15 protein-coding genes are annotated in these 23,414 nt (G+C 74.9%); 4 read left to right on the plus strand and 11 right to left on the minus strand.

The features are described 5' to 3' along the window. Window positions 1–122: 122 nt before the first annotated feature. Window positions 123–1,169: a galactosyldiacylglycerol synthase gene (locus ACGFZN_RS01195; protein WP_393856660.1), complete on the minus strand. Its 1,047-nt coding sequence runs from the start codon at window positions 1,167–1,169 to the stop codon at window positions 123–125. 241 nt (window positions 1,170–1,410) lie between these two features. Between ACGFZN_RS01195 and ACGFZN_RS01200 the strand changes: the two genes are divergently transcribed. Next, window positions 1,411–2,229 (plus strand): ribonuclease BN, encoded by an 819-nt coding sequence (locus ACGFZN_RS01200; RefSeq protein ID WP_393856359.1) that lies wholly within the window; start codon window positions 1,411–1,413, stop codon window positions 2,227–2,229. Window positions 2,230–2,253: 24 nt separating this feature from the next. Here the strand turns inward: ACGFZN_RS01200 and ACGFZN_RS01205 are convergent, their stop codons facing one another. From ACGFZN_RS01205 to ACGFZN_RS01225, 5 genes are all read right to left on the minus strand, one after another. After that, window positions 2,254–5,070: an NHLP bacteriocin export ABC transporter permease/ATPase subunit gene (locus ACGFZN_RS01205; protein ID WP_393856360.1), complete on the minus strand. Its 2,817-nt coding sequence runs from the start codon at window positions 5,068–5,070 to the stop codon at window positions 2,254–2,256. Window position 5,071: 1 nt separating this feature from the next. After that, window positions 5,072–7,237, minus strand: coding sequence for an NHLP family bacteriocin export ABC transporter peptidase/permease/ATPase subunit (locus ACGFZN_RS01210; RefSeq protein WP_393856661.1), 2,166 nt, complete (start codon window positions 7,235–7,237; stop codon window positions 5,072–5,074). Between the two features lie 50 nt (window positions 7,238–7,287). Then, complete coding sequence (locus ACGFZN_RS01215) at window positions 7,288–8,094, minus strand: HlyD family efflux transporter periplasmic adaptor subunit (protein WP_393856361.1); 807 nt, start codon at window positions 8,092–8,094, stop codon at window positions 7,288–7,290. A gap of 100 nt (window positions 8,095–8,194) precedes the next feature. Then, a complete protein-coding gene (locus tag ACGFZN_RS01220) occupies window positions 8,195–8,410 on the minus strand; it encodes a type A2 lantipeptide (protein ID WP_393856362.1) in 216 nt (71 codons plus the stop codon). Between the two features lie 454 nt (window positions 8,411–8,864). Further along, window positions 8,865–9,278, minus strand: coding sequence for a PaaI family thioesterase (locus ACGFZN_RS01225; RefSeq protein WP_393856363.1), 414 nt, complete (start codon window positions 9,276–9,278; stop codon window positions 8,865–8,867). A gap of 199 nt (window positions 9,279–9,477) precedes the next feature. Here ACGFZN_RS01225 and ACGFZN_RS01230 point away from each other — a divergent pair, with 199 nt between their 5' ends. Next, window positions 9,478–10,806 carry a S1 family peptidase gene (locus tag ACGFZN_RS01230; RefSeq protein ID WP_393856662.1) on the plus strand — a complete coding sequence of 443 codons (1,329 nt, stop codon included), beginning with the start codon at window positions 9,478–9,480 and terminating at the stop codon, window positions 10,804–10,806. Window positions 10,807–11,177: 371 nt separating this feature from the next. Here ACGFZN_RS01230 and ACGFZN_RS01235 read toward each other — a convergent pair whose 3' ends face one another. Beyond that, window positions 11,178–13,322 carry a SpoIIE family protein phosphatase gene (locus ACGFZN_RS01235; RefSeq protein WP_393856663.1) on the minus strand — a complete coding sequence of 715 codons (2,145 nt, stop codon included), beginning with the start codon at window positions 13,320–13,322 and terminating at the stop codon, window positions 11,178–11,180. Between the two features lie 355 nt (window positions 13,323–13,677). On the opposite strand from ACGFZN_RS01235, the gene ACGFZN_RS01240 reads away from it, so the two are divergent. Beyond that, window positions 13,678–14,286 (plus strand): LuxR C-terminal-related transcriptional regulator, encoded by a 609-nt coding sequence (locus tag ACGFZN_RS01240; protein ID WP_393856364.1) that lies wholly within the window; start codon window positions 13,678–13,680, stop codon window positions 14,284–14,286. 30 nt (window positions 14,287–14,316) lie between these two features. On the opposite strand, the gene ACGFZN_RS01245 is transcribed toward ACGFZN_RS01240, so the two are convergent. The 4 genes from ACGFZN_RS01245 to lanKC form a co-directional block, all read right to left on the minus strand. Then, complete coding sequence (locus tag ACGFZN_RS01245; protein WP_393856365.1) at window positions 14,317–16,041, minus strand: ATP-binding cassette domain-containing protein; 1,725 nt, start codon at window positions 16,039–16,041, stop codon at window positions 14,317–14,319. Between the two features lie 75 nt (window positions 16,042–16,116). Then, window positions 16,117–17,832 carry an ABC transporter ATP-binding protein gene (locus tag ACGFZN_RS01250; protein WP_393856366.1) on the minus strand — a complete coding sequence of 572 codons (1,716 nt, stop codon included), beginning with the start codon at window positions 17,830–17,832 and terminating at the stop codon, window positions 16,117–16,119. Between the two features lie 131 nt (window positions 17,833–17,963). Next, entirely contained in the window at window positions 17,964–18,077 is a 114-nt protein-coding gene (locus tag ACGFZN_RS01255) for a SapB/AmfS family lanthipeptide (RefSeq protein ID WP_393856367.1), read from the minus strand. Window positions 18,078–18,112: 35 nt separating this feature from the next. After that, the gene (lanKC, locus tag ACGFZN_RS01260) at window positions 18,113–20,722 is read right to left on the minus strand and encodes a class III lanthionine synthetase LanKC (RefSeq protein WP_393856368.1); all 2,610 of its coding nucleotides are present in this window, start codon (window positions 20,720–20,722) and stop codon (window positions 18,113–18,115) included. Between the two features lie 194 nt (window positions 20,723–20,916). Between lanKC and ACGFZN_RS01265 the strand changes: the two genes are divergently transcribed. Continuing rightward, window positions 20,917–23,376, plus strand: a complete 2,460-nt coding sequence (locus tag ACGFZN_RS01265; RefSeq protein WP_393856369.1) for a SpoIIE family protein phosphatase — start codon at window positions 20,917–20,919, stop codon at window positions 23,374–23,376. The last annotated feature ends 38 nt before the right edge of the window (window positions 23,377–23,414 follow it).

Here is a 23,414-nt window from a genome sequence, read left to right on the forward strand (position 1 = left end):
GACACCTCGCCTCACCCGGGCCCCTCGGACGGGCGCCGGGGGACGGTGTCACCGCCGTACCGTGCGGCGGCGCGCGGAGACCGGACCGGCGGCCGGGAAGCCCGCGCGGGTGGGCCGCCGGGTCACCACCCCGTCGCGTACGCCAGCGGGTCGGCCCGGAACAGGGCCCGCCCCCGGGCCACCCGCCGCGCCCGTTCCGGTCCGCCCTCCGTGAGCCGGGCGAGCGCGGCCGGCAGAGCGGCGCCGTCCGGGACGAGTTCAGAGACGCCGAGGCCGGACATCCGCCGGACCCCGTCGACACCGTGGCCGGGCAGCGGACGGTACCCGATCACGGGCAGCCCGGCGGCCAGGGCCTGTACGGCGGTCTGGCCGGCCGCGTTGTCCACCAGCGCGTACGCGGCGGCCAGCAGCCCCGGCATGTCGTCCACCCAGTCCAGCGCGAGCACCCCGGGCGCCCGGGACACCCGCGCCCGCAGCCGCGCGTTGCGCCCGCAGAGCACCACCGGCAGGTAGCCGGCCTCCCACAGCAACCGGGCCGTGCCGTCCGCACCGTGCGCCGCACCCCAGGCGCCCGCGGACAGCAGGACCGCCGGCCGGCCGGGCGCCCGCTCCGCGAAGCGCTCCCGCCACGCCGCCGCGCCGGGCGCCGGTGCCTGGAAGGCGGGCGCGACCGCCGGACCGGTCGTCACCGCCGGCGTCCCCAGGGCCCGGCGCACCTCGGCCGCCGCCTCGTCCGTGAGGCACAGGTACCGGTCGTTGCCGGGATGCAGCCACTGCCGGTGCACCGCGAAGTCGACGAGGAACACGGTGCTCGGCACCCGCAGCCGGCCCCGGGCCCGCAGGTGACCGGTGAGCTGCGCCGCCAGATGGAAGACCGGCACCACCACGTCGGCGTCCAGCCGCTCCACCAGGTCCGTCAGCGCGCCGGCCGCCAGCCGGGCCAGCGGCACCCCGCTGGGGCGCGGCCCCCGGCCGCCGCGCAGGAAGGCGCCGTACACACCGGCGTACGCCCACGGGAAGTGCCGTACCGAGGCCTGGTAGGACCGGCGCAGCCCGCCGCCCAGGCCGTACGGCAGCAGGTGCAGGATGTCGGCCACATGCGGCTTCAGTCCGCAGGCCGTGGCCCGGCGGGCCAGCTCGGCGGCCACCGTGTCATGACCGGCGCCCATGCTCGCGCTGAGGATCAGCGGCCGCCGCCGGCTCGTGGGGGACGCGTCCGTGGAGGGCACCTCGGCAGGAGTTCGCACGGGGACCGATTGTCCGGTGGGCGGCGCCCGCAAACCGGTCACCCGGCCGCCGTGTCGCCCCGGCGCGGTCACCGGACTCGGCGGGCACGCGAGTTGCCCGGAGCGGGCCGGGGTGGATGAATCGGCACAGGAGAGCGTGTGGGCGGCGAGCACGGGAGGAGCCGTGAGGTGGTGGCGGCGCGGCCTGCACCGCGCTTGGGAGTGGCTCAGGGCCGCGGCCCTGTTCGAACACGGCCGCGAACTGGAGCTGATGCACCGCGCCATGGGGTTCGCGACCCTGGCCCTGGTGACGCTGGCGCCCATGCTCATCGTGGTCGCCGCCGCCGATCCCCTGGTGCGGGGCGGTTTCGCCTCCTGGCTCACCGACGGCATGGGCCTGTCCGGGCGGTCCGCCGACGTGGTCACCGGCGTCATCAGCCCGCCGCGCAAGGTCATCGGCACCACCAGCGTCTGGGGCGGTGTGCTGCTGGCCGTGTTCGGCGTGTCCTTCGGCGGCAGCGTGCAGAACGCCTACGAACGCATCTGGGGCCTGGCCTCCGGCCCCTGGCACCGGGTGTGGCGGCAGGCGACCTGGCTGATCGTGCTCACCGCCTACCTCTACCAGGAGGTCGCGAGCAAGAACACGCTGCGCGGCGGACAGCGGATCGCGGTGTCCGCGGTGACCGGCGTGCTGTTCTTCTGGTGGGGGCAGCGCTTCCTGCTGGGCGGCCAGATCCGCTGGCGCTCCCTGCTGCCGGGGGCGCTCGCCACCGTCATCGGGCTGGCTGGTCTGCGGGTCTTCTCCTACCTGGTGTTCACCCCGCTCATCGTCACCAACGCGCTCAGCTACGGCGCCGTCGGCACCGTCCTCGTCGTGGAGTCCTGGCTCATCGGCGTCGGGTTCGTCATCTACGGCGGCGCCCTGTTCGGCCGCTGGTTCTGCGAGCACCACTGGCGGCCGGCCCACCACGAGCACCCGCGGGGCGAGAAGGAGTGCGGCTAGGCCGACGCGGACGGCCGACGGCCCCTAGGCAATCTGGCGGCGCACCAGCTCGTGCAGCCGGCCCGTGGTGTCGGCGAGCAGCTCGGCCGGGGTGCCCTGCTGGACGACCTTGCCGTCCTCCATCACGATCACCCGGTCGGCGTCCAGGACCGTCGACAGGCGGTGCGCGATGACGACGCGGGTGGCGTTCAGCTTGCGGGTGCTGTCGATGACGATGCGCTGGGTGTCGTTGTCCAGGGCGCTGGTCGCCTCGTCGAAGAACAGGATCCGCGGGCGCCGGATCAGCGCCTGGGCGATCATCAGCCGCTGCCGCTGCCCGCCGGAGATCGCGCCGTTGCCGGCCACGATCGTGTGCAGCCCCATCGGCATCCGCTTGATGTCCTCCGCGAGCCCCGCCATCTCGGCCGCCGCCATCGCCTCCTCCGGCGTGTACGGCTCGGTGCCGCAGATGACATCGAGGATGGAGCCGGTGAAGGGCTGCGCGTGCTGCAGGACCACGCCGCACTGGCGGCGCACCGCCGACTGGTCCAGCGCCGCCAGGTCCTGGCCGTCGTACAGGACGCTGCCGGAGACCGGCTTGTCGAAGCCGATCAGCAGCCGCAGCAGGGTGGACTTGCCGCAGCCGCTCGGGCCGACGATCGCCACGAACTCGCCCGGCCGGACGGCGAAGGACACGTCGTCCAGGACGAGCGGGCCGTCGTCGGCGTACCGGAAGGACAGCCGGCGGGCCTCGATCGCGCCGGACAGCGGGCCCGGCCGGGTGCTGGACGTGCGCACCTCGGGCGTCGCCTCGAAGACCGGCTTGATCTCCTCGAACAGCGGCAGCGCGGCCACCGCCGACACGAAGGAGCCGGTCAGCTGGGTGACCGAGGTCAGCACCATCGTCACCGACGTGTTGAAGGTCAGGAAGTCGGACGCCGACATCGCGCCCTTCGCCGGACCCGCCAGCAGCATGAACATCAGCAGCGTGCACACCGGCAGATAGATCCCGCCGAGGACGGTGGTGAGGTTCTTGATCCGGCCGGCCTTCTGCTGCAGCTCCCGGTTGCGGGCGAACTGGCGCGCCCAGGCGGCGTAGGCGTAGTTCTCGGCCGCCGCGACCCGCAGCTTGGGCAGGCCCCGCAGCGTCTGGAAGGCCTGGTTGTTCAGCTTGTTGCCGAGCACCGTCAGCTTGCGCTGCCAGCGCACCTGCCACAGCCCGAGCCCCAGGAACACGGCCGCGATCACGACGAGCATGCCGAGCGCCGCGAGGGCCATCGACGGGCTGTACCAGAACAGCAGGCCCAGGTTCATCGCGCCGACCGTCACCGACTGCGCGACCACCGGGCCCACGCCCGCGAGCAGCCGGCGGATCGCGCTGATGCCCATCGCCGCGCTGGCCAGCTCGCCGGTGGAGCGCTGGGTGAAGAACCGGGTCGGCAGCCGCAGCAGCCTGTCCCACACGGCGGGCTGGAGCGCGGCCTCGATCCGGCCCTCCAGACGCAGGATGGACAGGTTCTCCAGCAGCGTGAACGCCGCCGCGACCACCCCGCTCACCATCACCGCCAGGCACACCTGCGCGATCGGGCCGGTCTGCGCCCTCGGCACGAACTCGCCGAGCACCTTGCCCGTCGCGACCGGCACCAGCGCGCCGATCGCCACCGTCACCAGGCCCGCCAGCAGCAGGGCGAGCAGATCGCCGCGGGTGCCGCGCAGGCTGAACCGCAGCAGGCCGAGCGGGGTGAGCGCCCGGTCGGGCAGGGGCCGGTAGAACATCACCGCGCGCGGCTCGAACTCCTCCGCGTTCGCCTTCTCGATCGGGGTCTCGCGGCCCGTGCCGGGATGCACGGCCACATAGCCGCCGCGCCGCCACAGCAGCGCGACCGGCGCCCCGGACAGCGCCCGGTGCCCGACCAGCGGGCCCACGTTCTCCCGCCACCAGCGCCCCTGGAGCCGTACCGCCCGGGTGCGCACCCGGGAGGCGAGCGCGACCCGTTCGATGGGGTCCAGGCGTTCGCTCTCGGTACCGCTCTGCGCGGGCTCGGCGAGCGTGATCCCGGCCGCCTCGGCGACCAGCTTGCAGGCGGCGTACCCGGCGTCGGCGTCGGCGGCCGTGGTCCGGCGGGCCGAGCGCTTGCCGATGGACGCCAGCAGGGTCTGGTCGGCCTGCGCCCGCACCGCCTCACCGGCCTTGATGCCGGCGGCCGTACGGGTCTCGTGGCTGCGCTCCAGCTGCTCGATCCACCGGTCCAGCGCGGTCAGCAGCCGGTACTGCTGGTCCACCATGGACTGCCACAGCGCCGGGTCCATCAGCAGGTCCGCGGCGGCCTCCGCGCCGTACAGCGAGCCGTACTGGACGCTGCCCGGCGGCACCTGCATCCAGAACACGTCGTCGTCGGTGGGCGCGGCGGCCCGTTCGTCCGCCATCGGCGCCTGGAACAGCACGGACAGGCCGCGGCCGACGCCGAGCGCCACCGCGTACTCCAGCGGGCTCGTCGCGGGCGGCACGTACTGCGGGTTGCCGTACTCGTCGTACGACCAGGTCTGGGTGTTGGCCGGCTGGTACAGCTCGCGCAGGTTGATCCGGTGCACCGCGCAGTCCCGGACCGGGCGTGCCACCAGGGTGTGCTGGGGTCCGGCGACCGGCCCGAGCAGCAGCGTGCCCGCCTCCAGCCGGCCCAGGTGGTGCCAGTGGCCCTGCTGGGCGGCGTCCACCGCGAACAGGTCCAGGGCGCCGGCCGCGACCAGCCACAGCACCTGGGGGCCTTCGAGGTCGAGGCGGTTGAAGCCGGCGCAGTCGATGCGCGTGCCCAGCGAGCCGAGCGCGCCCAGGACCAGATCGCCTTCCTGTACGGACGTCATCTCATCGCTCCCTGACCAGCGCGGCGTACGCGCCGCCGCGCGCCACCAGCTCCTCGTGCCGTCCGCGCTCCACGACCGTGCCGTGCTGCAGTACGACGATCTCGTCGCTGTCGCGGACCGTGCTCAGCCGGTGCGCGATCACCACGCAGGCGCAGCCGCGCCGGCGCAGGTTGTCCATCACGACCAGCTCGGTCTCCGCGTCCAGCGCGCTGGTCACCTCGTCCAGGACGAGGATGCTCGGCCGGCGCACCAGCGCCCGCGCGATCTCCAGGCGCTGGCGCTGTCCGCCGGAGAAGTTGTGGCCGTCCTGCTCGACCCTGCTGTGGATGCCGCCGGGCCGGCGCATCACCACGTCGTACAGGGCGGCGTCCTTCAGCGCCTCCACCACGGCCTCGTCGGGGATCGACGGGTCCCACAGGGCCACGTTGTCGCGGACCGAGCCCTCGAACAGGAACACGTCCTGGTCGACGAAGGAGACGGAGGCGGCGAGCGCGCCGCGCGGGATGTCCTCCAGCCGGCGGCCGTCGATGCGGATCACCCCGTCCCACGGCGTGTACAGGCCCGAGATCAGCCGGGACACCGTGGACTTGCCGCTGCCGGAGCCGCCGACCAGCGCCACCTGCTGACCCGGCCCCACGGTCAGGTCGAAGCCGCTCAGCAGCGGTTTGTCCAGCGGGCTGTAGCCGAAGGTGATGTTCTCCAGCTCGACGTGCCCGTGCAGCCGCCGGGTGGAGTCGGCGCCGCCGGGGCGGGCGTAGAGCGGGTCGGCCTGGAAGTTCTCCACGTCCTTCAGCCGGGCCACGTCGGCGGCGAAGTCCTGGATGCGGCCCGCGACGCCGTTGAGCCGGGTCAGCGGCGCGGTGAAACGGGTGACCAGCGCCTGGAAGGCGACCAGCAGGCCGACGGAGATGTGTCCCTCGACCGCCCGCATTCCGCCGATCCACAGGATCAGCGCGCTGTTGAACGTGGCGAGCGTCGGCGCGACCACCCCGAGCCAGGCGCTCGGCACCCCGAGCCGCTGCTGCTCCTCCAGCGTGGTGGCGTGCTGCCCGGCCCACTTGCGGAAGTAGCCGTCCTCGCCGCCGGTCGCCTTCATCGTCTCGATCAGCTGCAGACCGGTGTACGAGGTGTTCGTCAGCCGTGCCGTGTCCGCGCGCAGCTTCGCCGTGCGCGTCGCGCGCAGCCGGACCACCAGCCGCATGGCGACCACGTTGAGCAGGGCCACGCCGATGCCGACGAACGTCAGCTGCGGGTCGTAGGTGTAGAGCAGGACGGCGTACAGGACGACGACGATCGCGTCGACGCCGGCCGCGGCGAGGTCGCGGGCCAGGGTCTCGGCGACCTGGTCGTTGGACTGCAGCCGCTGCACCAGGTCGGCGGGGGAGCGCTGGGCGAAGAAGGTGACCGGCAGCCGCAGCAGATGGCGCAGGAAGCGGGCGCTGGAGAGGGTGGAGGAGATGATCCGGCCGTGCAGCAGGTTGGCCTGCTGCAGCCAGGTCAGCACCAGGGTGAGCAGGACGCAGGTGGCCATGGAGGCGAACAGCACGCCGAGCAGGGAGGTCTGTCCGCCGATGAGGAAGGTGTCGATGTAGGTGCGGCTGAGCGCGGGCACGGCGGCGCCGACCGCCACCAGCAGCAGGCTGGCCAGCACGGCGGCGGGCAGGGTGCCCGCGGTGCCGCGCAGCCGGGCCGGCATCGCCCCGAGCACGCCCGCCCTGCGGCCGCCCTTGGTGAAGCCGTCGCCGGGCTCCATCACCAGCACCACACCGGTGAAGCTGCCGTCGAACTCCTCCATGGGCACGAACCGGCGGCCCTTGGCGGGGTCGTTGATGTACACGCCGCGGCGGCCGAAGCGGCGGCCCATGCCGTCGAAGACGACGTAGTGGTTGAACTCCCAGAACAGGATGGCCGGCGCCGCCACCTCGGCCAGCGCGGCCAGGTCCATCTGCATGCCCTTGGCGGTCAGACCGTAACTGCGCGCCGCCTTCAGCAGGTTGGAGGCGCGCGAGCCGTCGCGGGAGACACCGCAGGCGATGCGCAGCTCCTCCAGCGGGACGTGCCGGCCGTAGTGCGCGAGGACCATCGCGAGGGAGGCGGCGCCGCACTCGACGGCCTCCATCTGGAGCACGGTGGGGGTGCGGACCGTTCCGCCGCGGGGTTTGGGCACCGGCCGCTTGGCGGGGGCGGCGCGTCTGCGGCCGCGTTCCTGGGTGGCGGTCACGGGAGCAGCCAATCGACGGGGTGCTGGTCGGCCAGCTTGATGGAACCGGAGGCGAGCGTCATCGAGTCGAGCCGGAACGGCGGCCCGTCCGTGGTGGACCAGCGGTAACCGCTCTTCGTGGCGGCCGACCTGTCGAGGGTGACCAGGACGGCCACCGGGCGGCCCTTGCGGGTGAACTGCTCGCCGAGCTGGCTGTCGCCGAGGAAGGCGGAGATCGACTGGGCGGACTGCGCGGTGCGGTCCACCGACTTCACCTCGCCGCGCAGCACGCCGTACGTCTGCGCCGGCACCGAGGACACGGTGAGGTCGACGGAGGCGTGCGCCGGGATGCCGGCGGCGCTCTCGGCGGGGACGTACACGGTCGCGTACAGCGGGTCGGAGGCGTGGGCGACCTTCTCCACGGCGGCCACGTTCGTGCCGGTCTGGATGATCTGCCCGATGGTGGCGGCGAGCGTGGTGACCCGGCCCGCGGCGACCGTGCGGACCACGGCCTCGCCCTGCTGGGTACGGACCTTGAGGACCGGGGCGTTCGCGGGCAGCCGCTCACCCTGCCGGGCCAGGACGGCCGTCACCTGCCCGGACACCGGGCTCTGCAGTACATAGCTGCCCTGCCCGTGGGTGAGGACGGCCGGGGCGCTCACCGTGGAGGCGACCGAGCCGGTCACCGCCCACACGGAGGCCGCCGCCATCACGACGACGGTGACACCGAGGGCCAGCCAGCCCTGGGGGCGGGCCAGCCGCACCGGGAGGTCCAGCTCTTCCGGTGACTGGAGCTTGGCGAGGGCCTGTTGGCGGAACTGCACGGAACTTCCCTCACCTGTGGGAGAGACGCGGGTGTTTCAGGGCATCCGAGAGCCCCGGAGCCGGCGAACGGCTCCGGGACTTCGGTGCGACGAGGTGCGATCAGAGACCGGCGACCAGGTCGGTGACCGGCTGCACGTTCAGACCGGTGACACCCTCGACGGTGCCGACGACCGTGTTCACGGCGCCGGAGACCGGGGCGATGCCGTTCACGGCGCCCGTGACGGTGTTCAGGGTGTTCAGGGACAGACCGCCGGAGACGTTGTCCAGCTCGGCGTCCGAGATCTCGACGGTCTCGACCTGGGGGGTGGAGTTCATGATGGAACTTCCCTTCCTGATGGATACTTCACAAGGGGGAGCGGCCCCCTCTGGGGACAGACGGACGGCCGCGACCGCGGGCGCCGGGCCCCCGTCTCCGGGAGCCCGCCGTGAACCCCCGCGGTGCGATGGATCAAAGCACGCACGCGGGGCGGGCTTCCAATCAACCAGGGCTCTCACCAGGGCACTTGACCAACGGCGGGGTTCATCCGTGCAGGTCTGCGCACGACATGTCGGCGACTCCTTCACATGCCGCACGGCATCGTCGCACCGGCGCCCTTGCCCGTCCGCCGGCGAATCCGGCACTCCGCGCCAAAGGCGTGTCCGGGGGCGCGCGGATGTGCAGATCCGCCGTCCACGGTGAGCCGCTTGGGTATTCGATGTGCAGATTCCCTGAAGGGAAGATTCCGCTCCGCGCTGGAAACGGACCGTTACTGATCGGTAGCGGAACGTGTCAGCCCAGGATCGCGTACACCGTGCTCGCCCGGGCGGCGAGCGCGCCCGAGCCGGCGTCGCTCAGGGCGATGTCCGCGAACGCCATCCGGCGGCCCAGTTTCGTCAGCACCGCTTCGATCCGGACATCCGCACCGGACACCGCCCGCTGGAACGACGTCGACTGCTGAACGGTCGTCATCGGCACGAATCCGCCCCGCGCGGCCGACACCGCGATCACCGTCGCCGTGTCCGCCGCCGCCATCAGCGCCTGCCCCGACAGACCGCCGCCCTCCCGGGCCAGCCGCTCGGACCAGGGCAGGCGCAGCACGGCCCGGTCCTCGCCCACCGCCTCGACCGTCAGCCCGAGATCGAGCACCCAGGGAGCGAAGTTCGCGGCGAGGATCTTGTCGGCTTCGGCCGGGGTCATCGTCATACGCGGGAGTGTTCCCGGCCGCCCGCCCCGCCACGCGGGGCATGGCCGATTCGCCCGCCCGGCGCGGCCGCCGGGAAACGGAATTGAACGCACCGCACGGCCGGTGCGTACGTACGGCCATCCAGGCGCCCCGAAGACGAACCGCCCGCGAGCGGCAGCCCCCGTACCCAGGAGGTCGAGAAGTTTGAGTCACAAGCGAATGCCCAAGCGCAAGGCCGCGATAGCGGTGGGCGGTGTCGCGGCGCTCGGAGCGGCGGCCCTCCTGCTCCCGCACGCCAACGCCTCGCAGGACGGGGGTCAGGCGGCGGGCGGCACCGCGAGGACCCTGAAGGCCGCTCAGGCCTCCGGGCTCGCCGCGCAGTTGCAGAAGGCACTCGGTGACGCCTTCGCCGGGTCGTACTACGACGGCGGCAGGCAGCAGCTCGTCGTCAACGTGGTCAGCGGCGACAACAACGTGATCCAGCAGGCGAAGAAGGCGGGCGCGGTGGTCCGCCAGGTGAAGAACAGCACCCGCGACCTCAAGGCCGCCGCCACGACGCTGAAGACCAAGGCGACCATCCCGGGCACCTCCTGGGCCGTGGACCCGCGCACCGACAAGATCCTCGTCACCGCCGACTCCACCGTCACCGGCGCCAAGTGGGACAGACTGCAGTCGACCGTGCAGGGCCTCGGCTCCGGCATGGCGACCCTGAAGAAGTCCGCCGGCACCTTCAAGACCTTCGTCTCGGGCGGCGACGCGATCTTCGCCCAGACCCAGCAGGGGGGCGTGCGCTGCTCCCTGGGCTTCAACGTCACCGCCTCCGACGGCAGTCCCGCCTTCCTGACGGCCGGTCACTGCGGGGTCGCCGCCAAGGACTGGTCCGACTCGCAGAACGGGCAGCCCGTCGCCACCGTCGACCAGGCCAAGTTCCCCGGCAACGACTTCTCGCTCGTCAAGTACGACGACCCGAGCACCCAGGCGCCCAGCGAGGTCAACGTCGGCAACGGCCAGACCGTGCAGATCAACCAGGCGGCCGACGCCACGGTCGGCGAGACCGTGTTCCGGATGGGCTCCACCACCGGGCTGCACGACGGCAAGGTCACCGGCCTCGACGCCACGGTCAACTTCCAGAGCGAGACGAACCCCGGCGGCGTCGACACCGTCAACGGCCTCATCCAGACCGACGTCTGCGCCGAGCCCGGCGACAGCGGCGGCTCGCTGTTCACCCAGGACGGCAGCGCGGTCGGCCTCACCTCCGGCGGCAGCGGCGACTGCACCAGCGGCGGCGAGACCTTCTTCCAGCCGGTCACCGCCGCCCTGCAGGCCACCGGCGCCACCCTCGGCAACGGAGCCGGCGACCAGTCCGGCTCCGCGGATCCGTCGGCCCCGGCGGGCGACCAGTCCGGTGCCGGCGACCAGTCGGGTGCGGGCGACCAGTCCGGCTCGGCCGATCCGTCGGCCTCGGCGGGCGACCCGTCGGGCAGCGGCGGCGACCAGTCCGGCGCAGGGTCCGGGGACGACGGGTCTTCGCTGACCAGTACGCGCTGAGCGCCCGGCACCGGGGGCGGCGGTACGGCCGCCTCCCGGCCGCGGCGCCGTCACGGCTGCTCGGGCCGTCCCCCGCGCCCCTTCCGCGCCCCGCCGGGCACCCCGTCTCCCCGCTGGCCTCACCCGCGGTTCCCGCCGGCGGGGAAGGTCCGGCCCTCCGGCGGGAGGGCCGGACCGCCCTGCCCACCGGTCGGCCGTACCCCGTGCCGACCGGTCGGACGCACCCTGTGCCCACCGGTCGGACGCACGCCGTGCCGACCGGTCGGCCGCACCCCGTGCCGACCGAGCGGCCGCACCCCGTGCCGACCGAGCGGCCGTACCCCGTGCCGACCGAGCGGCCGCACGCCGTGCCCCCTGTCGGCCGCACCCCGTCAGGCCTCCTGGCACGCCCGCAACAGCAGCAGCGCCACGTCGTCCACCCGCTCCCGGCCCGCCGCGCCGTACCGGCCCACCTCGTCCGCCAGCTGCTCCAGCGGCCGGTCGCCGACCTCCGACAGCAGCCCGCCGAGACCCACCAGCGCGTCCTCGATGTCGGTCCCGGGCGTCTCGACCAGGCCGTCGGTGTACAGGACGAGCACCGAGCCGGGAGCGAGCGACACCTCGGTCGTCGGGTACACCGCGGCCGGATCGATCCCCAGCAGCGGGCCGCCCGCCAGGTCCAGCACCCGCACCCGCCCGTCCGGCCGCCTGAGCAGCGGCGGCGGATGCCCCGCCCGCGCCATCACGGCCGTCCCGCGCGCCGGGTCCAGCCGCAGATACAGACAGCTGGCGAACAGCTCGGCGCCGAGGTCGAACACCAGCCGGTTCGTGCTGCGCATCACCTCGTGCGGCGCCTGCCCGACCGTGGTGTACGCCCGCACCCCGGTGCGGATCTGCCCCATCAGCGCCGCCGCGGTCACGTTGTGCCCCTGCACGTCCCCGATCACCGCCGCGGTCAGCGGCAGCGAGGGCACCAGGTCGTAGAAGTCGCCGCCGATGTCCATGCCGTGGGCGGCCGGCAGATAGCGGGCGGCCGCCTCGATGCCGGGCGGCGGCGCGAGCGAGCGCGGCAGCAGGGCCTGCTGCAGCCCCTGCGCGAGCCGGTGCTTGGCGTCGTACAGCCGGGCCCGTTCCAGCGCCTGCGCGATCAGCCCACCCAGCGACGTCAGCACGGCCCGCTCGTCCGCCGGGAAGACGTGCGGCTCGGCGTAGGCCAGCACACAGGTGCCCACCGGCCGCCCGGACGCGATCAGCGGCAGATACGCCCAGGCGGCGTAGCCGTCCGGGGTCTCGTGCCGGGCCGGATACAGCCGCTCCAGCTGGTCCCGGGACTCGAAGAACGCCGGCACCCCGCTGGTCAGCACATGGGTGCCCGGGGTCCGCCGGGCCAGCGGCAGCCCGTGGAAGCGCTCGACGGTGTGCGGGTCCCGGTACCCGCGGTGCCCCAGGACGTGCAGCCGCCCGCCCTGCGAGCCGAGGACCACCAGCGCCTGGCTGCCGACCGCGGGCGCCACCTCGTCCCAGACCAGCTGCACCACGTCCTGCACGCCGACCGCCTCGGTCAGCGCGCCCGCGAAACTCAGCACCTGGGAGATCGACACCAGCCGGGACGGCGCGCCGTCCGCCCGCGGCGGCTCGGGCGCCATGTCCGCCACCGCCCGGGCCCGGCCGATCCGCACGCTCAGACCCGTCGTGCTCGGATACATCCGGAACGACAGCCACTCGCCCGGTGGGCGCAGCGCCACGAACGACGTCGTCCGCTGGCTGAGCAGAGCCCCCCGGTAACGGTCCTCGTACATCGGATCGTTCAGCCACGGCACCGACACCCACGGCAGGGTGCCCAGCAGCTCGCCCGCCGGCCTGCCGAGCAGCTCGGCGGCGGCCGCGTTGACGAACCCGATCCGGCCGTCCAGATCCAGCGACACCAGCCCGTACGGCAGCCGGGACACCAACCGGGCCGCCTCCACCGCGCCCAGCGTCTCGGCCGCGGCCCATGCCGGCGCGGCCAGTACATCGCTCTCCCCGCCGAACGTCCGGCCCTCCCCGGCGGCGCGCTCCAGCCGCAGTGCCAGCCGCTCGCAGGCCGCCCACAGGTGGTCCCGCTCCGCGTCGGACAGCTCCGGCGGATGCGTGCCGGGCCAGGTCACGAACACCGCGCCGTACACCTGCCGCTCGGTCGCCACGGGCAGCGCGGCGAGCGCGAACGGGTACGGCAGCACCACCGCGACGCGCGGATAGCAGCGGGCCATCTCCTCCTCGCCGCCCACCCACACCAGCCGGCGCTCGCGCGCCGCGTCCGCGACCGGGATCGGCGCGGACAGCCCGACCCGCTCCCACGGCGCCGCGAACGCCCGCGGCATGCCCGCGTGCACCGCCATCCGCAGGACCTGCTCACCGGGGCCGAGCAGGTACACCGCGCCGGAGTGCGCGTGCACCTCGTGCATCATCGACACCAGCGCGAGCGACAGCACGGGATGGGCGCCCGGCGCCGTGCCGGCCGCCGGTGCCGGTTCCGGCCCGTCGGACACGCCGACCACCTCCTCGTACGGCCGCGTCGCGCGTCCTGGGGACAACGCTCCCCCGCGGGCGGGCCCGGCGCACGACGAGCCGCCCGGCCCCGGGCCGCCGACCCGCCCGGGGATGCCATCGCATACCCCGTTCGCGGGCACCCATGCCCGGCCGGCGGAAGCGCGGGCGGCGTACGGGCGCCTGGCATGCGCCCCCGCGCATCTTGATGGCCGGATCTCCGCGCCCGCGGACGGTACCGGCACCGAAGAATGGGCACGCGCTGTCCGTGCGGGAACACGGTGCGCAGCGTGACGGCCGCGACGGCGCGGACGGCGACGCGGAACGCAGGCGACGAGCGAGGACGACCGAACTAGGGGGCGGGCAGTGATCCGGGTGCTTCTGGTGCAGGACGCGTGTCTGGTGCGAGCGGTGCTGGCCGAATGGCTGCGGCGGGATCCCGGTCTCGACGTGCACGACACGCCGTGGCGGGAAGCCGTCGGGCGGGTGCGTTCCTTACGCCCCGACGTGTGCGCGGCGGACCTCGACCGGGCCGACGGCCCCGGCATGCCGCCGCTCGCCGACCTGTGCCCGCCCGGCCCCGGCGGCACGCCGCCGGCCCTGGTGGTGCTGGCCCAGGCGAACCGGCCCGGCCTGCTGAAACGGGCCGCCGAGGCGGGCGCGCTCGGCTATGTCGACAAGGCGGGCGCACCGGAGCGGCTGGTGCGCGCCATCCGGTCCGTCGCCGAGAGGGAACGTTTCGTCGATCCGTCGCTGGGCTTCGGCTTCCTCAAGGCGGCCCAGATGCCGCTGACCAGACGCGAACTGAGCGTGCTGTCCCTGGCCGCGGGAGGCGCGTCCGTCGCCGAGATCGCCGGGCGGCTCCACCTCTCGCACGGCACGGTCCGCAACTACATGGCGTCGATCACCCGCAAGACGGGGGCCCGGAACCGGATCGACGCCATTCGCATATCGCGCGGCGAGGGGTGGGTGTGACGGGCTGTCGCGCGGCGGGGGACGGGGTGGTCAGCGGGGCAGCGGGGCGGGGCTCGTCCAGCGGCCCGCGAGGTCCCGGTACAGGGCCGATGTGCGCAGCAGCTCCTCGTGGGTGCCGCAGGCGGTGCGCGCGCCGTCCATGACGAGGACGCGGTCGGCCCGGCGGGCGGAGCTGATCCGGTGCGCGACGACGATCAGCGTGCCGCCAGGGCGCGCCGCGAAGGCCCGCTCGGCCCGCGCCTCGGCCTCCGGGTCGAGATGGCAGGTCGCCTCGTCCAGCAGGGCCAGCGGGGCGGGGGAGAGGTAGGCGCGGGTCAGCGCGACGAGCTGGCGCTCGCCCGCGGACAGGTGCGCCGGGTCGAGGGGGGCTTCGGGCCCGCCGACGCGTCGCAGCAGGGGTGTCAGGCCGACCGCGTCGGCGGCGGCCAGGAGTTCCGGCTCGGGGACCGGGGCCGGGCGGTGCAGGGCGAGGTTCTCGGCCAGGGTGCCCGTGTGGACGTACGCCTCCTGCGGGATGAGGACGGCGGGGCACGCCCGGACGGTGCCGTGCTGGGGGACGAGCAGGCCGGAGATCAGCGCGGTGAGTGTCGACTTGCCGATTCCGCTGGGGCCCACGACGGCCAGGTGGGCGCCGCGGGGAAGCGTGAGGTCGAGGTCCTTCAGCACCGGCTCGCTCGCGGGGCCGTAGGCGAAGGTGACGGAGGTGAGGGAGAGGGCGGTGTCCGGCGTCGCCGGCGCGGCGACGCCGCCGGTGACCACGGCCCCGGGGCCCTCGGAGCGCGGGGCCAGCAGGCGGCGCAGCACCACCGTCAGGCGTGCGCCGCTGGTGCCCAGGCCGTGGACCAGGTTGGCGAGGGCGGGGAGCAGGGACTGGGTGACGTAGGTCAGCGCCCCCACCAGGGCGCCCGGGGTCACGCCGTGGCCGAGCAGCCACGGGGCCGTCACCAGCAGCAGCACCGCAGGGAGTTCGCCGCCCAGCGCCAGGGCGGCCACCCGGGTGACGCTCCACCGGGCCAGGGCGCGGGCGGAGCGCAGTTCCGCGTCGGTGCGCCGGGCGAGGGCGGCGGCGACGCGTTCCTCGGCGCCGGCCGCGGTGACGTCGCGCAGCGCCGGGACGACGGTGCCCAGTTCGTGGGCGAGGTCCTCGTCGGCGGTGAGGAAGGCCTCCTGACGGCGGGCCAGCGGGCGCAGTGTCGCGGCGAACAGGGCCGTCCCGGCGAGCAGCGGCGGCAGCACGACCGCCAGCAGCAGCGGGGCCAGCGAGAACAGGCCGATCAGGGCGCCGGCGGCGGTGAACAGGAACGACCGCGACACCAGCACCACACCGGCGAACGTGTCCCGGGCGATCTCCACCTGCTGGGTGAGCCCGGACAGCGCGCCGGGGTCCGCCTCCCGCACTCCGCGCTCCGCCACCGCCGTGACCAGGCGGTCCCGGGCCGGCTCCACCAGCGCGGCGACCACGCCGTACACCCGCCCCGTTCCGACCGCGCCGACGCCCACGGCGAGCCCCGCCGCACCCAGCCACAGCAGCCCGATGCGCGCGTCCCCGGCCAGGAACCCCGCGTCCAGCGCCCGCGCGAGGGCGTAGCCGAGCACGAACGTCTGCCCCGCCTCGAGAACCGACCACGCCCCCAGCCGGGCCAGCACCCGCCACCGCTCCCGCAGGAACCGGCGTCCGTGGCCGCGGACCGGCGCCGGGCGGCCGGTGGCCGGTCGCGCGGCCGTCCGTCCGGATGAGCGTCCGGCGTCGGCCATGTGCGTCAACTCCCCCTTCGGAGCGGGTCGGTGCGGGTCCTGCCGGGTACGTCCGGCGGTTCGCGAGGGTGTGCGTCAGCCGCCGCCCTCGTGGCCGAACACCGCTCGGTACCCCGGCTCCTGCCACAGCTCGCGGTGGGTGCCGAGCGCCCTGACGCGGCCCGCGTCCAGCCAGGCGACCCGGTCCGCGTGGGCGGCCGTCGAGGCGCGGTGGGCGATCAGGAGCCGGGTACGGCCGGGGTCCGGGGACAACAGGGTCCGGGTGATGTGGTGTTCGGTGACGGTGTCGAGGCTGGAGAGGGCGTCGTCGAGGACGAGCAGACGGCCGCCGTGGGCGAACGCGCGGGCCAGGCCGAGGCGTTGGCTCTCGCCGCCGGAGCGGGGCGCGTCGGCGACGCGGGTGCGGTAGCCGTCGGGGAGGCGCCGTACGAAGTCGTCGGCCCGGGCCCGCCGCGCGGCACGGCGGACGGCCGCCGGACCGGCGGGCGTGCGGCCGAAGGCGATCGTGTCCTCGACGGTGGCGCCCAGCAGGGCGGGCCGCTCGAAGGCGTAGGCGACGGCGTCGCGCAGCTCGGCGTGGCCCAGGTCGCGCAGCGGTACGCCGTCGAGGAGGACCTCGCCCGCGTCGGGGTCGGCGAGCCGCCCGGCGAGCGCGGCGAGCAGCGACTTCCCGGCACCGGAACGGCCGACCACGGCGAGGCTGGTGCCGCCCGGGACGACCAGGTCGACGCCGTCCAGGACGGTGTGCCCGCCCCGGCGTGCGGTCACCGCGCGCAGCTCCAGCCGCCCGTTGCCCGGCGGCAGGCGGCGGGTGCCGTGCGCGGGCGCGGGCACGGCGCGCACCTCGGCGAGCCGGCCGGTCGCCGCGCGGGCCCGTGCCAGCGCGGCCAGCTGCCCGACCAGCGTGCCGACGCCCGTGGCGAGCACCGCGTACCGGGAGGCGGCCAGCACCTCGCCCACCGACAGGCGGTGCCGGGCCAGCAGGAGCCCGGCCACCGCCAGCACGCCCAGGTTCAGCAGCGGGGCCACGACGACCGCCTGGGCGGCGGCCCGCCCCTGCACCCGCCACATGCGGTGCCCGGCGCGCGACAGTTCGGGCAGCGGTGCCAGCACGCGGGCGGTCTCGCGCCGCTCGGCGCCCGCGGCCCGGATCGTACGGAAGCCCTCGACCGCCTCCGCCAGCGCCCCGGCGATCCGGCCCTGCGCCCGCTGGTAGTCGGCCACGCACGCCGACGTGTCCCGGGCGAACGCGCGCAGCAGCAGGGCCAGGACCGGCGCCCCGGCGAGGAACACGGCCGCCAGCCACGGGTCGATGAGACCGAGCGCCACCACGCCCCCGACGGGCCCGGCGAGCGCGGCGAGCGACGCGGCCAGCGCACCCGGCGCCGTCCCGGCCTGCGCGGCGGTGCCGACCAGCCGTGCCACCAGGTCACCGGCCCCGAACCGGGTCAGGGCGCGCGGGCCCAGCGCCAGGACATGCCCGCCCAGATCGCGGCGCAGCCATGCGGTGGCGTGCGCGTCGGCGGTGCCGGTGAGCACCCCCGCGCAGCCGTCCAGCACGGCGAGCAGCAGGACGACGCCGGCGCAGCAGCCGACCCAGCGTGCGGCCGGTGCGTGCGCCAGCAGCAGGTCCAGGGTGTGCCCGAGCAGGGCGGGCAGCAGCAGACCGGCGGCGGTGGCCGCCGTGCTCACGGCGCCCAGCGCGGCACAGCGGACGCCGCTCTGCCGCAGCGCCGCCCGCGACAGTTCACGGCCGGCCGCGGAAGCGGCGCTGGGGGAGGAGGAGTTCATCGGCTGCGGCCTCGCTGGGGTCGGACGGAACCGGCACGGCGGTCGTGGGCGGCCCCAGCCGGACGGGCCCCGGACGGCGCCCTCCCACGCGGGGAGGGCGTCGCCCGGAGCCGTCGGTGCCGGCGCTGGGGTCAGAGGCAGAGCAGAACGCTCGCCGCGGACACACAGGAGAGCAGGCTCGCGGTGCTCGCGCCGTTGTGGTGCTGCTCCTCGGACTCGAGGGTCTGCAGGTCGAGCAGTGCCATGGTGTTGTCCTTTCCTCATGGGGACGGGAGTGGTGTCACGACTCCGTGAGTGCGGAGCCGCGTGTGTGGGCCGCCGGTGGCGGCGGCAGGAAGGGCAGGTGCGCGGTGCGGGCGTCGTCGCGGGCCGCGGCGAGCGCGAGCAGGCAGCCTGCCGTACCGGTGGCGAGGTCCATGGAGAGCCGCATCATCTGGTGCCCGGGGAACGCCAGTTGGCCCTGGTAGTCCATGGCGAACCAGCCGAGCCCCGCGATCTGCTGCTCAAGGCGTGCGGGTCCGGCGCCCGGAGCGGTGCTGCGGGCGAGGTGCAGGATCATCCCGGCGCGGCCCTGGAAGAGGCCCGGCTGGGCGTAGAAGCGGGAGGTGGCGGCGGTGAGGATGCCGGCCCGGGCGTGTGCGAACTCCCCGGTGCCGTCCGTCGCGTGCGCCAGGTAGTCGTCCAGGACCAGTCCGATGCCCGCGCTGCCGTCGCCGAGGTAGGGCAGCGTCCGCCAGCCCTCGTCCACCTCCAGGCCGCCGCCCGCCTCCTGGGTCACGCAGCGGTCCAGGTCGCGGCGGAGCGCCTCGCCCGCCGCGGTCAGCCAGCGTTCCTCGCCGGTCTGCTCGTACCACCGGATCAGGAACAGCGCGGGACCGCTCGCGCCGCGCAGCAGCCCGGCGCGCCGCCGAGGGCCGTCCTGCGCCGGTTCCGCCAGCCGCCGCAGCAGGATGCCCGCGGCCTCGGCGGCGTGTTCCCGCAGATCCTGCTCGCCGGTGGTCTCCGCGAGCCGGCCGAGGACCAGGCCGAGCCCGGCCAGGCCGCCGTGCAGGTCGGAGGCGAGGCTGCGCCAGTTCTCCCGCAGCACGCCGTCGATCAGGTCCAGCGCCCGCTGCCGGTGCCCGAGGCGGTCCAGCACCAGGGCGACGCCCGCGAGGCCGTCGTACAGGCCGAGCGGGGTGCCGGGCGGCGGCGGGGCGGTACGGTTCAGCAGCCAGCGCTCGCCCTCGTCGTACCGGCCGCACCCGGAGGCCTCGAGGGCGTAGAGGACTCCCGCCGCGCCATGGGCGAGGCCGAGGCCGCCGCCGTCGGCGAACTGGGCGATGTCCCCGGGGAAGAGGCGGTCGTCGCGTTCCGGGGTGGCGGAGGCGAGGATCGCCTTCGCCATCGAGTCCCGGCTGTACGGCCAGTCGCCGGGCAGCACCGGGGGCCGGGCCGCGGTGCGGGGCGTGTTCCGGGTGATCTCCGCGACGGCCTCGTCCAGGAAGGCCCGCGGCACGTCCGGGAACTGCTCGGCGATCACCTCCGCCAGATGCGCCGCCTTGCCCCGGTCCACCACGAACAGCGTGGTCACCGGCAGGAACAGGGCGAGCCGCAGACAGGCCAGCGCATAGCGGTCGACGTCCGTGCCGCGCCGGTCCGGCGGGGCGAAGAAGCCGGGGTGGGCGACGGTCTGCCGGGCGTTGTCGGCTGCCGGGGCGGCGGCCTCGAAGTCGATGAGGTACACGGACCGTTCGTCCTCGGCCACCATGATGTTGAAGACGTGCAGGTCGTTGAAGACCAGCCCGCGCGCGTGCACCGCCGCCACCGCCCGCTCCACCGCCTCGTGGATCCGCAGCGCCCACGCCGTGTACGCGGCGACCGCGCCCGGGTCCGGGTCGGGGGTGAGCAGCGGATGCCGCTCGGCGAAGAACGAGTTGAGCGGGCGGCCCGGCACGTGGTCCATGACCAGGAACCGGTGCTCGCCGAGCGTGAACCAGTCCCGCACCTCGGGCACCACACCGGTGCCGGCGACCCGCTCCAGCGCGGCCTTCTCCCGCTCCAGCCGGGTCACCGCGTCCGCGCCGTCGGCGGCGAGCCCCGCGTGCGGCCGGGCCTCCTTCAGCACCACCCGGCGCCCGTCCCGCGTGTCGGTCCCGGCGTACACCCCGCCGCCGTTGGAGAAGTGCAGCGCCTTCTCGATGCGGTACGGCAGGTCGCCCACCGTCGTGGTGTTGCGGGCCTCGAGATGCGGGCGCAGGAACTCCGGCAGCGTCACCCACTCGGGCACCTGGAACGACGGGTCCCGCCGGTCCGGCACCAGGCGGCCCTCGCCGTCGGCCACCGCCGGGACCAGCGAGCCGCGCTCGTCGACGACGTACCGGCGGGCGAAGGCGCCGTAGCGGACGTAGAGCGGGCCGTCGTACCAGCGCAGGTCGGTGAGGATGTACGGCCCCTCGAAGCCTTCCAGCAGCGCACCCAGCTCCCGCAGGGTCCGGTGCAGCTGCTCCTCGTCGGCGGGGTAGACGGTGACGAACTTGCCGCTGGTGTCGCGGCCCGCGTACTTGGCGTTGCGCAGGTGCAGCAGGTGCGGGCCCGGCACGAACTTGAACGGGATCCGGCGCGGCACGCAGTAGTCCCAGACGACGGCCGCGACCCGGTCGGCGTTCGAAGCCGTCGCCGAGGAGTGGATCTTCCAGCCCTGCGCCGGCGCCGGCAGCGGCGCGCCGTCCGCGCCCACCGGGGTCAGCGTCAGCCAGTCGCCCGAGCGCCCCGCGCGCCAGCCCTCCGGGACGGCGCGACACGCCGTCGCGAACTGCGGCGCCGGGGCGCCGTCCGCTCCCGGCAGCCGGTCGGGCGTGTCGTAGAAGTGTCCGTCGGCGAGCGCGTACACCTCGTACCGCTTGTCCATGCCCCTCCCGCCCCTTCGTGGTGTGGCCGCAGACGACACTCGCAGGAGCCGCCCGGTGGCGGAAAGTCACGTCTGTCACGAGGTCGGTGTGCGGAACTCACGCGTCAAGATGTGTTCGGCGGCTTTCGAGCGGAGGGCACGCCACACACCCGCACCCTTCACAGGGGCTGCGCAGGAGCCGCATACGCGCTGTAATGGCGAACGTGGTGAGGAGCGAGGGCGCTGCGATCAGCCGGACGACGACGGAGCGAGCCCGAGCCGCCCTGGAAGCGCTCACCGCGGCGCCCGACACGCCGGACCGGCTGCACCGCATCCTCGAACAGGCGCTGGTGTTCGCCAGAGCGGCCTTCGCCGGTGTCTACACACCCGGCGACGACCCGGCCCAGGTGTGTCTCATCGAGTCCGCGGGACTGCCCCGGACCCTGTACGGCCTGCGCGACTGCTATCCGGTCGCGGGCGGTTCCCCGGTCGCCGAGACCCACCGCACCGGGCGGCCGCGCTGGCTCGGCCCCGAGCAGGTCGCCGGATGCCCCGAGGCCCGGCGCACCCCGTCCCCGGACTTCTCCGTGGCCGCCCTGCCGCTCGGACCGGCGGGCGGCGGCTGTCTGCTGGCCGTCAGCGAGCACGGCGGCGGCTTCGGCGCCGAGGAGCGCGCCTGCCTGGAGCTGATCACCGGCGCGATCGCCGTCCCCCTGCCGGCGGCCCTCGTCGGCGAGGGCGGCGAACTGCCGCCGGAGGCGTTCAGCCTGGCCATGGACAGCGGCCGGATCGAGGTCGGCGACGGGATCCTCAGGCTGTGCGGGCTCACCCGCGACGACTTCGACGGCCGGGTGGAGACCCTGCTCTCGCTCACCGTCCCCGAAGACCTGCCCGCGCTGATGAGCGTGGTGGAGGCCGACCACATGTCGATCGGCGAGCGCGAGCTGGAGTTCCGCATCCTGCAGCCCTCCGGCGCGCCCCGCTGGCTGCGGCTGCGCGGCCGGCTGCTCCCCGGCGGCGAGGGCCGCCCCGCCCGGCTCGTCGGCACCGTCGCCGACGCCTCCACCCTGCGCTCCGACGTCACCGACGTGGCCCGGGTGCAGCGCCTGGCCGCCGCGCTCGCCACCGCCACCACCGTCAAGGACGTCGGCAAGGCCGTCGTCGCCGCCCTGCGCGGACCGCTGCAGGCCGACCGGCTCGCGCTCGCCGAACTGGAGAACGACCGGCTCGTCGTCACCGTCCTCGACCCGCCCGAGCCCGAACAGTGGCCCGAGGTGTGGCGCACCGAGTGGCGCACCGAATGGCCCGACGCGCCGGTGCGCGCCATGCCCACGCTGGCCGCCGCGCTGCGCGAGGGCCGCGCCCGGATCTGGCCGGCCGGCACCCCGCTGGAACCCGCCCTCGCCGACGTCGGCCCCGGCGGCCTCGCGGTGCTGCCGCTGCCCGCCGGCGGCCGCATGGCCGGCGCCTGCCTGATCGGCTGGGACCGCCCGCACCCCTTCAGCCCCGACGAACGCGCCCTGCTCACCGCCTGCGCCGGACTCGCCGGGCAGGCCCTGCTGCGCGCCCACGCCTTCGACGCCGAGCACGAACTCGTCGGCATGCTCCAGCGCACCCTGCTGCCGCGCCGCCTGCCCCGGCTGCCCGGCGCGGTCGCCGTCGCCCGCTATCTGCCCGCCACCGAGGGGCTGCAGGTCGGCGGCGACTGGTACGACGTCATCCCGCTCGCCGACCACCATGTCGCCCTCGTCATCGGCGACGTCCAGGGCCACAACGCGGGCGCCGCCACCCTGATGGGCCAGATGCGCACCGCGCTGCGCGCCTACGCCGCCGAGGGCCACGCGCCGGACGTGGTCGTCGCGCACGCCAACCGGCTGCTGCTGGACATGGAGACCGATCTTTTCGCCACCTGCGCCTACGTCGACGTCGACATGGAGCAGGGCACCGCCTGGTGCGTACGGGCCGGCCATCTGCAGCCCGTGCTGCGCCACCCGGACGGCACCACCGAGATCATGGCGGCCGAGGGCGGGCCCCCGCTCGGCGTGCTCGGCCAGGCCGACTTCCCGATGACCCCGCTGCGGCTGCTGCCCGGCACGGTGATCGCGCTCACCACCGACGGCCTGGTGGAGTCCCCGGACGCCGACATCGACGTCGGCATGGACCGGCTCGCGGGGGAACTGTCCGCCGCCGACCCGGCCCACCTCGGCCTGGTCGCCGACGCGCTGCTCACCGGCGCCCGCCGGGACGACGACGTGGCCCTGCTGCTGATGCGCTACGACGGCATGGCCGTACGGCCGCTGCGGGAGAGCTGGACGGTGTGGCGGGTGCCGGAGGCGGTCCGGCACGCCCGCCGCTTCACCCGGCGCACCCTGCGCGCCTGGGGCGTTTCGCAGGACACCATGGACGCGGCCCTGCTGGTCGTCTCCGAACTGGTCACCAACGCCCTCGTGCACACCGGCGGGCAGGTCCGCCTCGACCTCAGCCTGGTCAACCACCGTCTGCGCCTCGCCGTCGCCGACACCTCCCCGCGCAGCCCCGTCAAGCCCACCAGCATCGGCTGGGAGGCCACCGGCGGCCGCGGCATCCTCCTGGTCGAGGCGGTGTCGGCGGCCTGGGGCACGCTCCCGGTCAGCGGCGGCAAACAGGTCTGGGCGGACCTGGTGCCGGGCGGCTGACGGCCGCGGGCGCCTCCGCACCGGCCGGCGCACCGCAC

Source organism: Streptomyces sp. NPDC048192 (assembly GCF_043202415.1).
Taxonomy (GTDB): domain Bacteria; phylum Actinomycetota; class Actinomycetes; order Streptomycetales; family Streptomycetaceae; genus Streptomyces.

Excerpts from the sequence above, each read along its gene's own strand:
- ACGFZN_RS01245 (WP_393856365.1), bottom strand. The coding sequence starts at position 16,041 with ATGGCCGACGCCGGACGCTCATCCGGACGGACGGCCGCGCGACCGGCC.
- ACGFZN_RS01265 (WP_393856369.1), top strand. The coding sequence starts at position 20,917 with ATGGCGAACGTGGTGAGGAGCGAGGGCGCTGCGATCAGCCGGACGACG.
- ACGFZN_RS01255 (WP_393856367.1), bottom strand. The coding sequence starts at position 18,077 with ATGGCACTGCTCGACCTGCAGACCCTCGAGTCCGAGGAGCAGCACCAC.
- ACGFZN_RS01205 (WP_393856360.1), bottom strand. The coding sequence starts at position 5,070 with ATGACGTCCGTACAGGAAGGCGATCTGGTCCTGGGCGCGCTCGGCTCG.
- ACGFZN_RS01225 (WP_393856363.1), bottom strand. The coding sequence starts at position 9,278 with ATGACGATGACCCCGGCCGAAGCCGACAAGATCCTCGCCGCGAACTTC.
- ACGFZN_RS01220 (WP_393856362.1), bottom strand. The coding sequence starts at position 8,410 with ATGAACTCCACCCCCCAGGTCGAGACCGTCGAGATCTCGGACGCCGAG.
- ACGFZN_RS01250 (WP_393856366.1), bottom strand. The coding sequence starts at position 17,832 with ATGAACTCCTCCTCCCCCAGCGCCGCTTCCGCGGCCGGCCGTGAACTG.
- ACGFZN_RS01195 (WP_393856660.1), bottom strand. The coding sequence starts at position 1,169 with ATGGGCGCCGGTCATGACACGGTGGCCGCCGAGCTGGCCCGCCGGGCC.
- lanKC (WP_393856368.1), bottom strand. The coding sequence starts at position 20,722 with ATGGACAAGCGGTACGAGGTGTACGCGCTCGCCGACGGACACTTCTAC.
- ACGFZN_RS01230 (WP_393856662.1), top strand. The coding sequence starts at position 9,478 with ATGCCCAAGCGCAAGGCCGCGATAGCGGTGGGCGGTGTCGCGGCGCTC.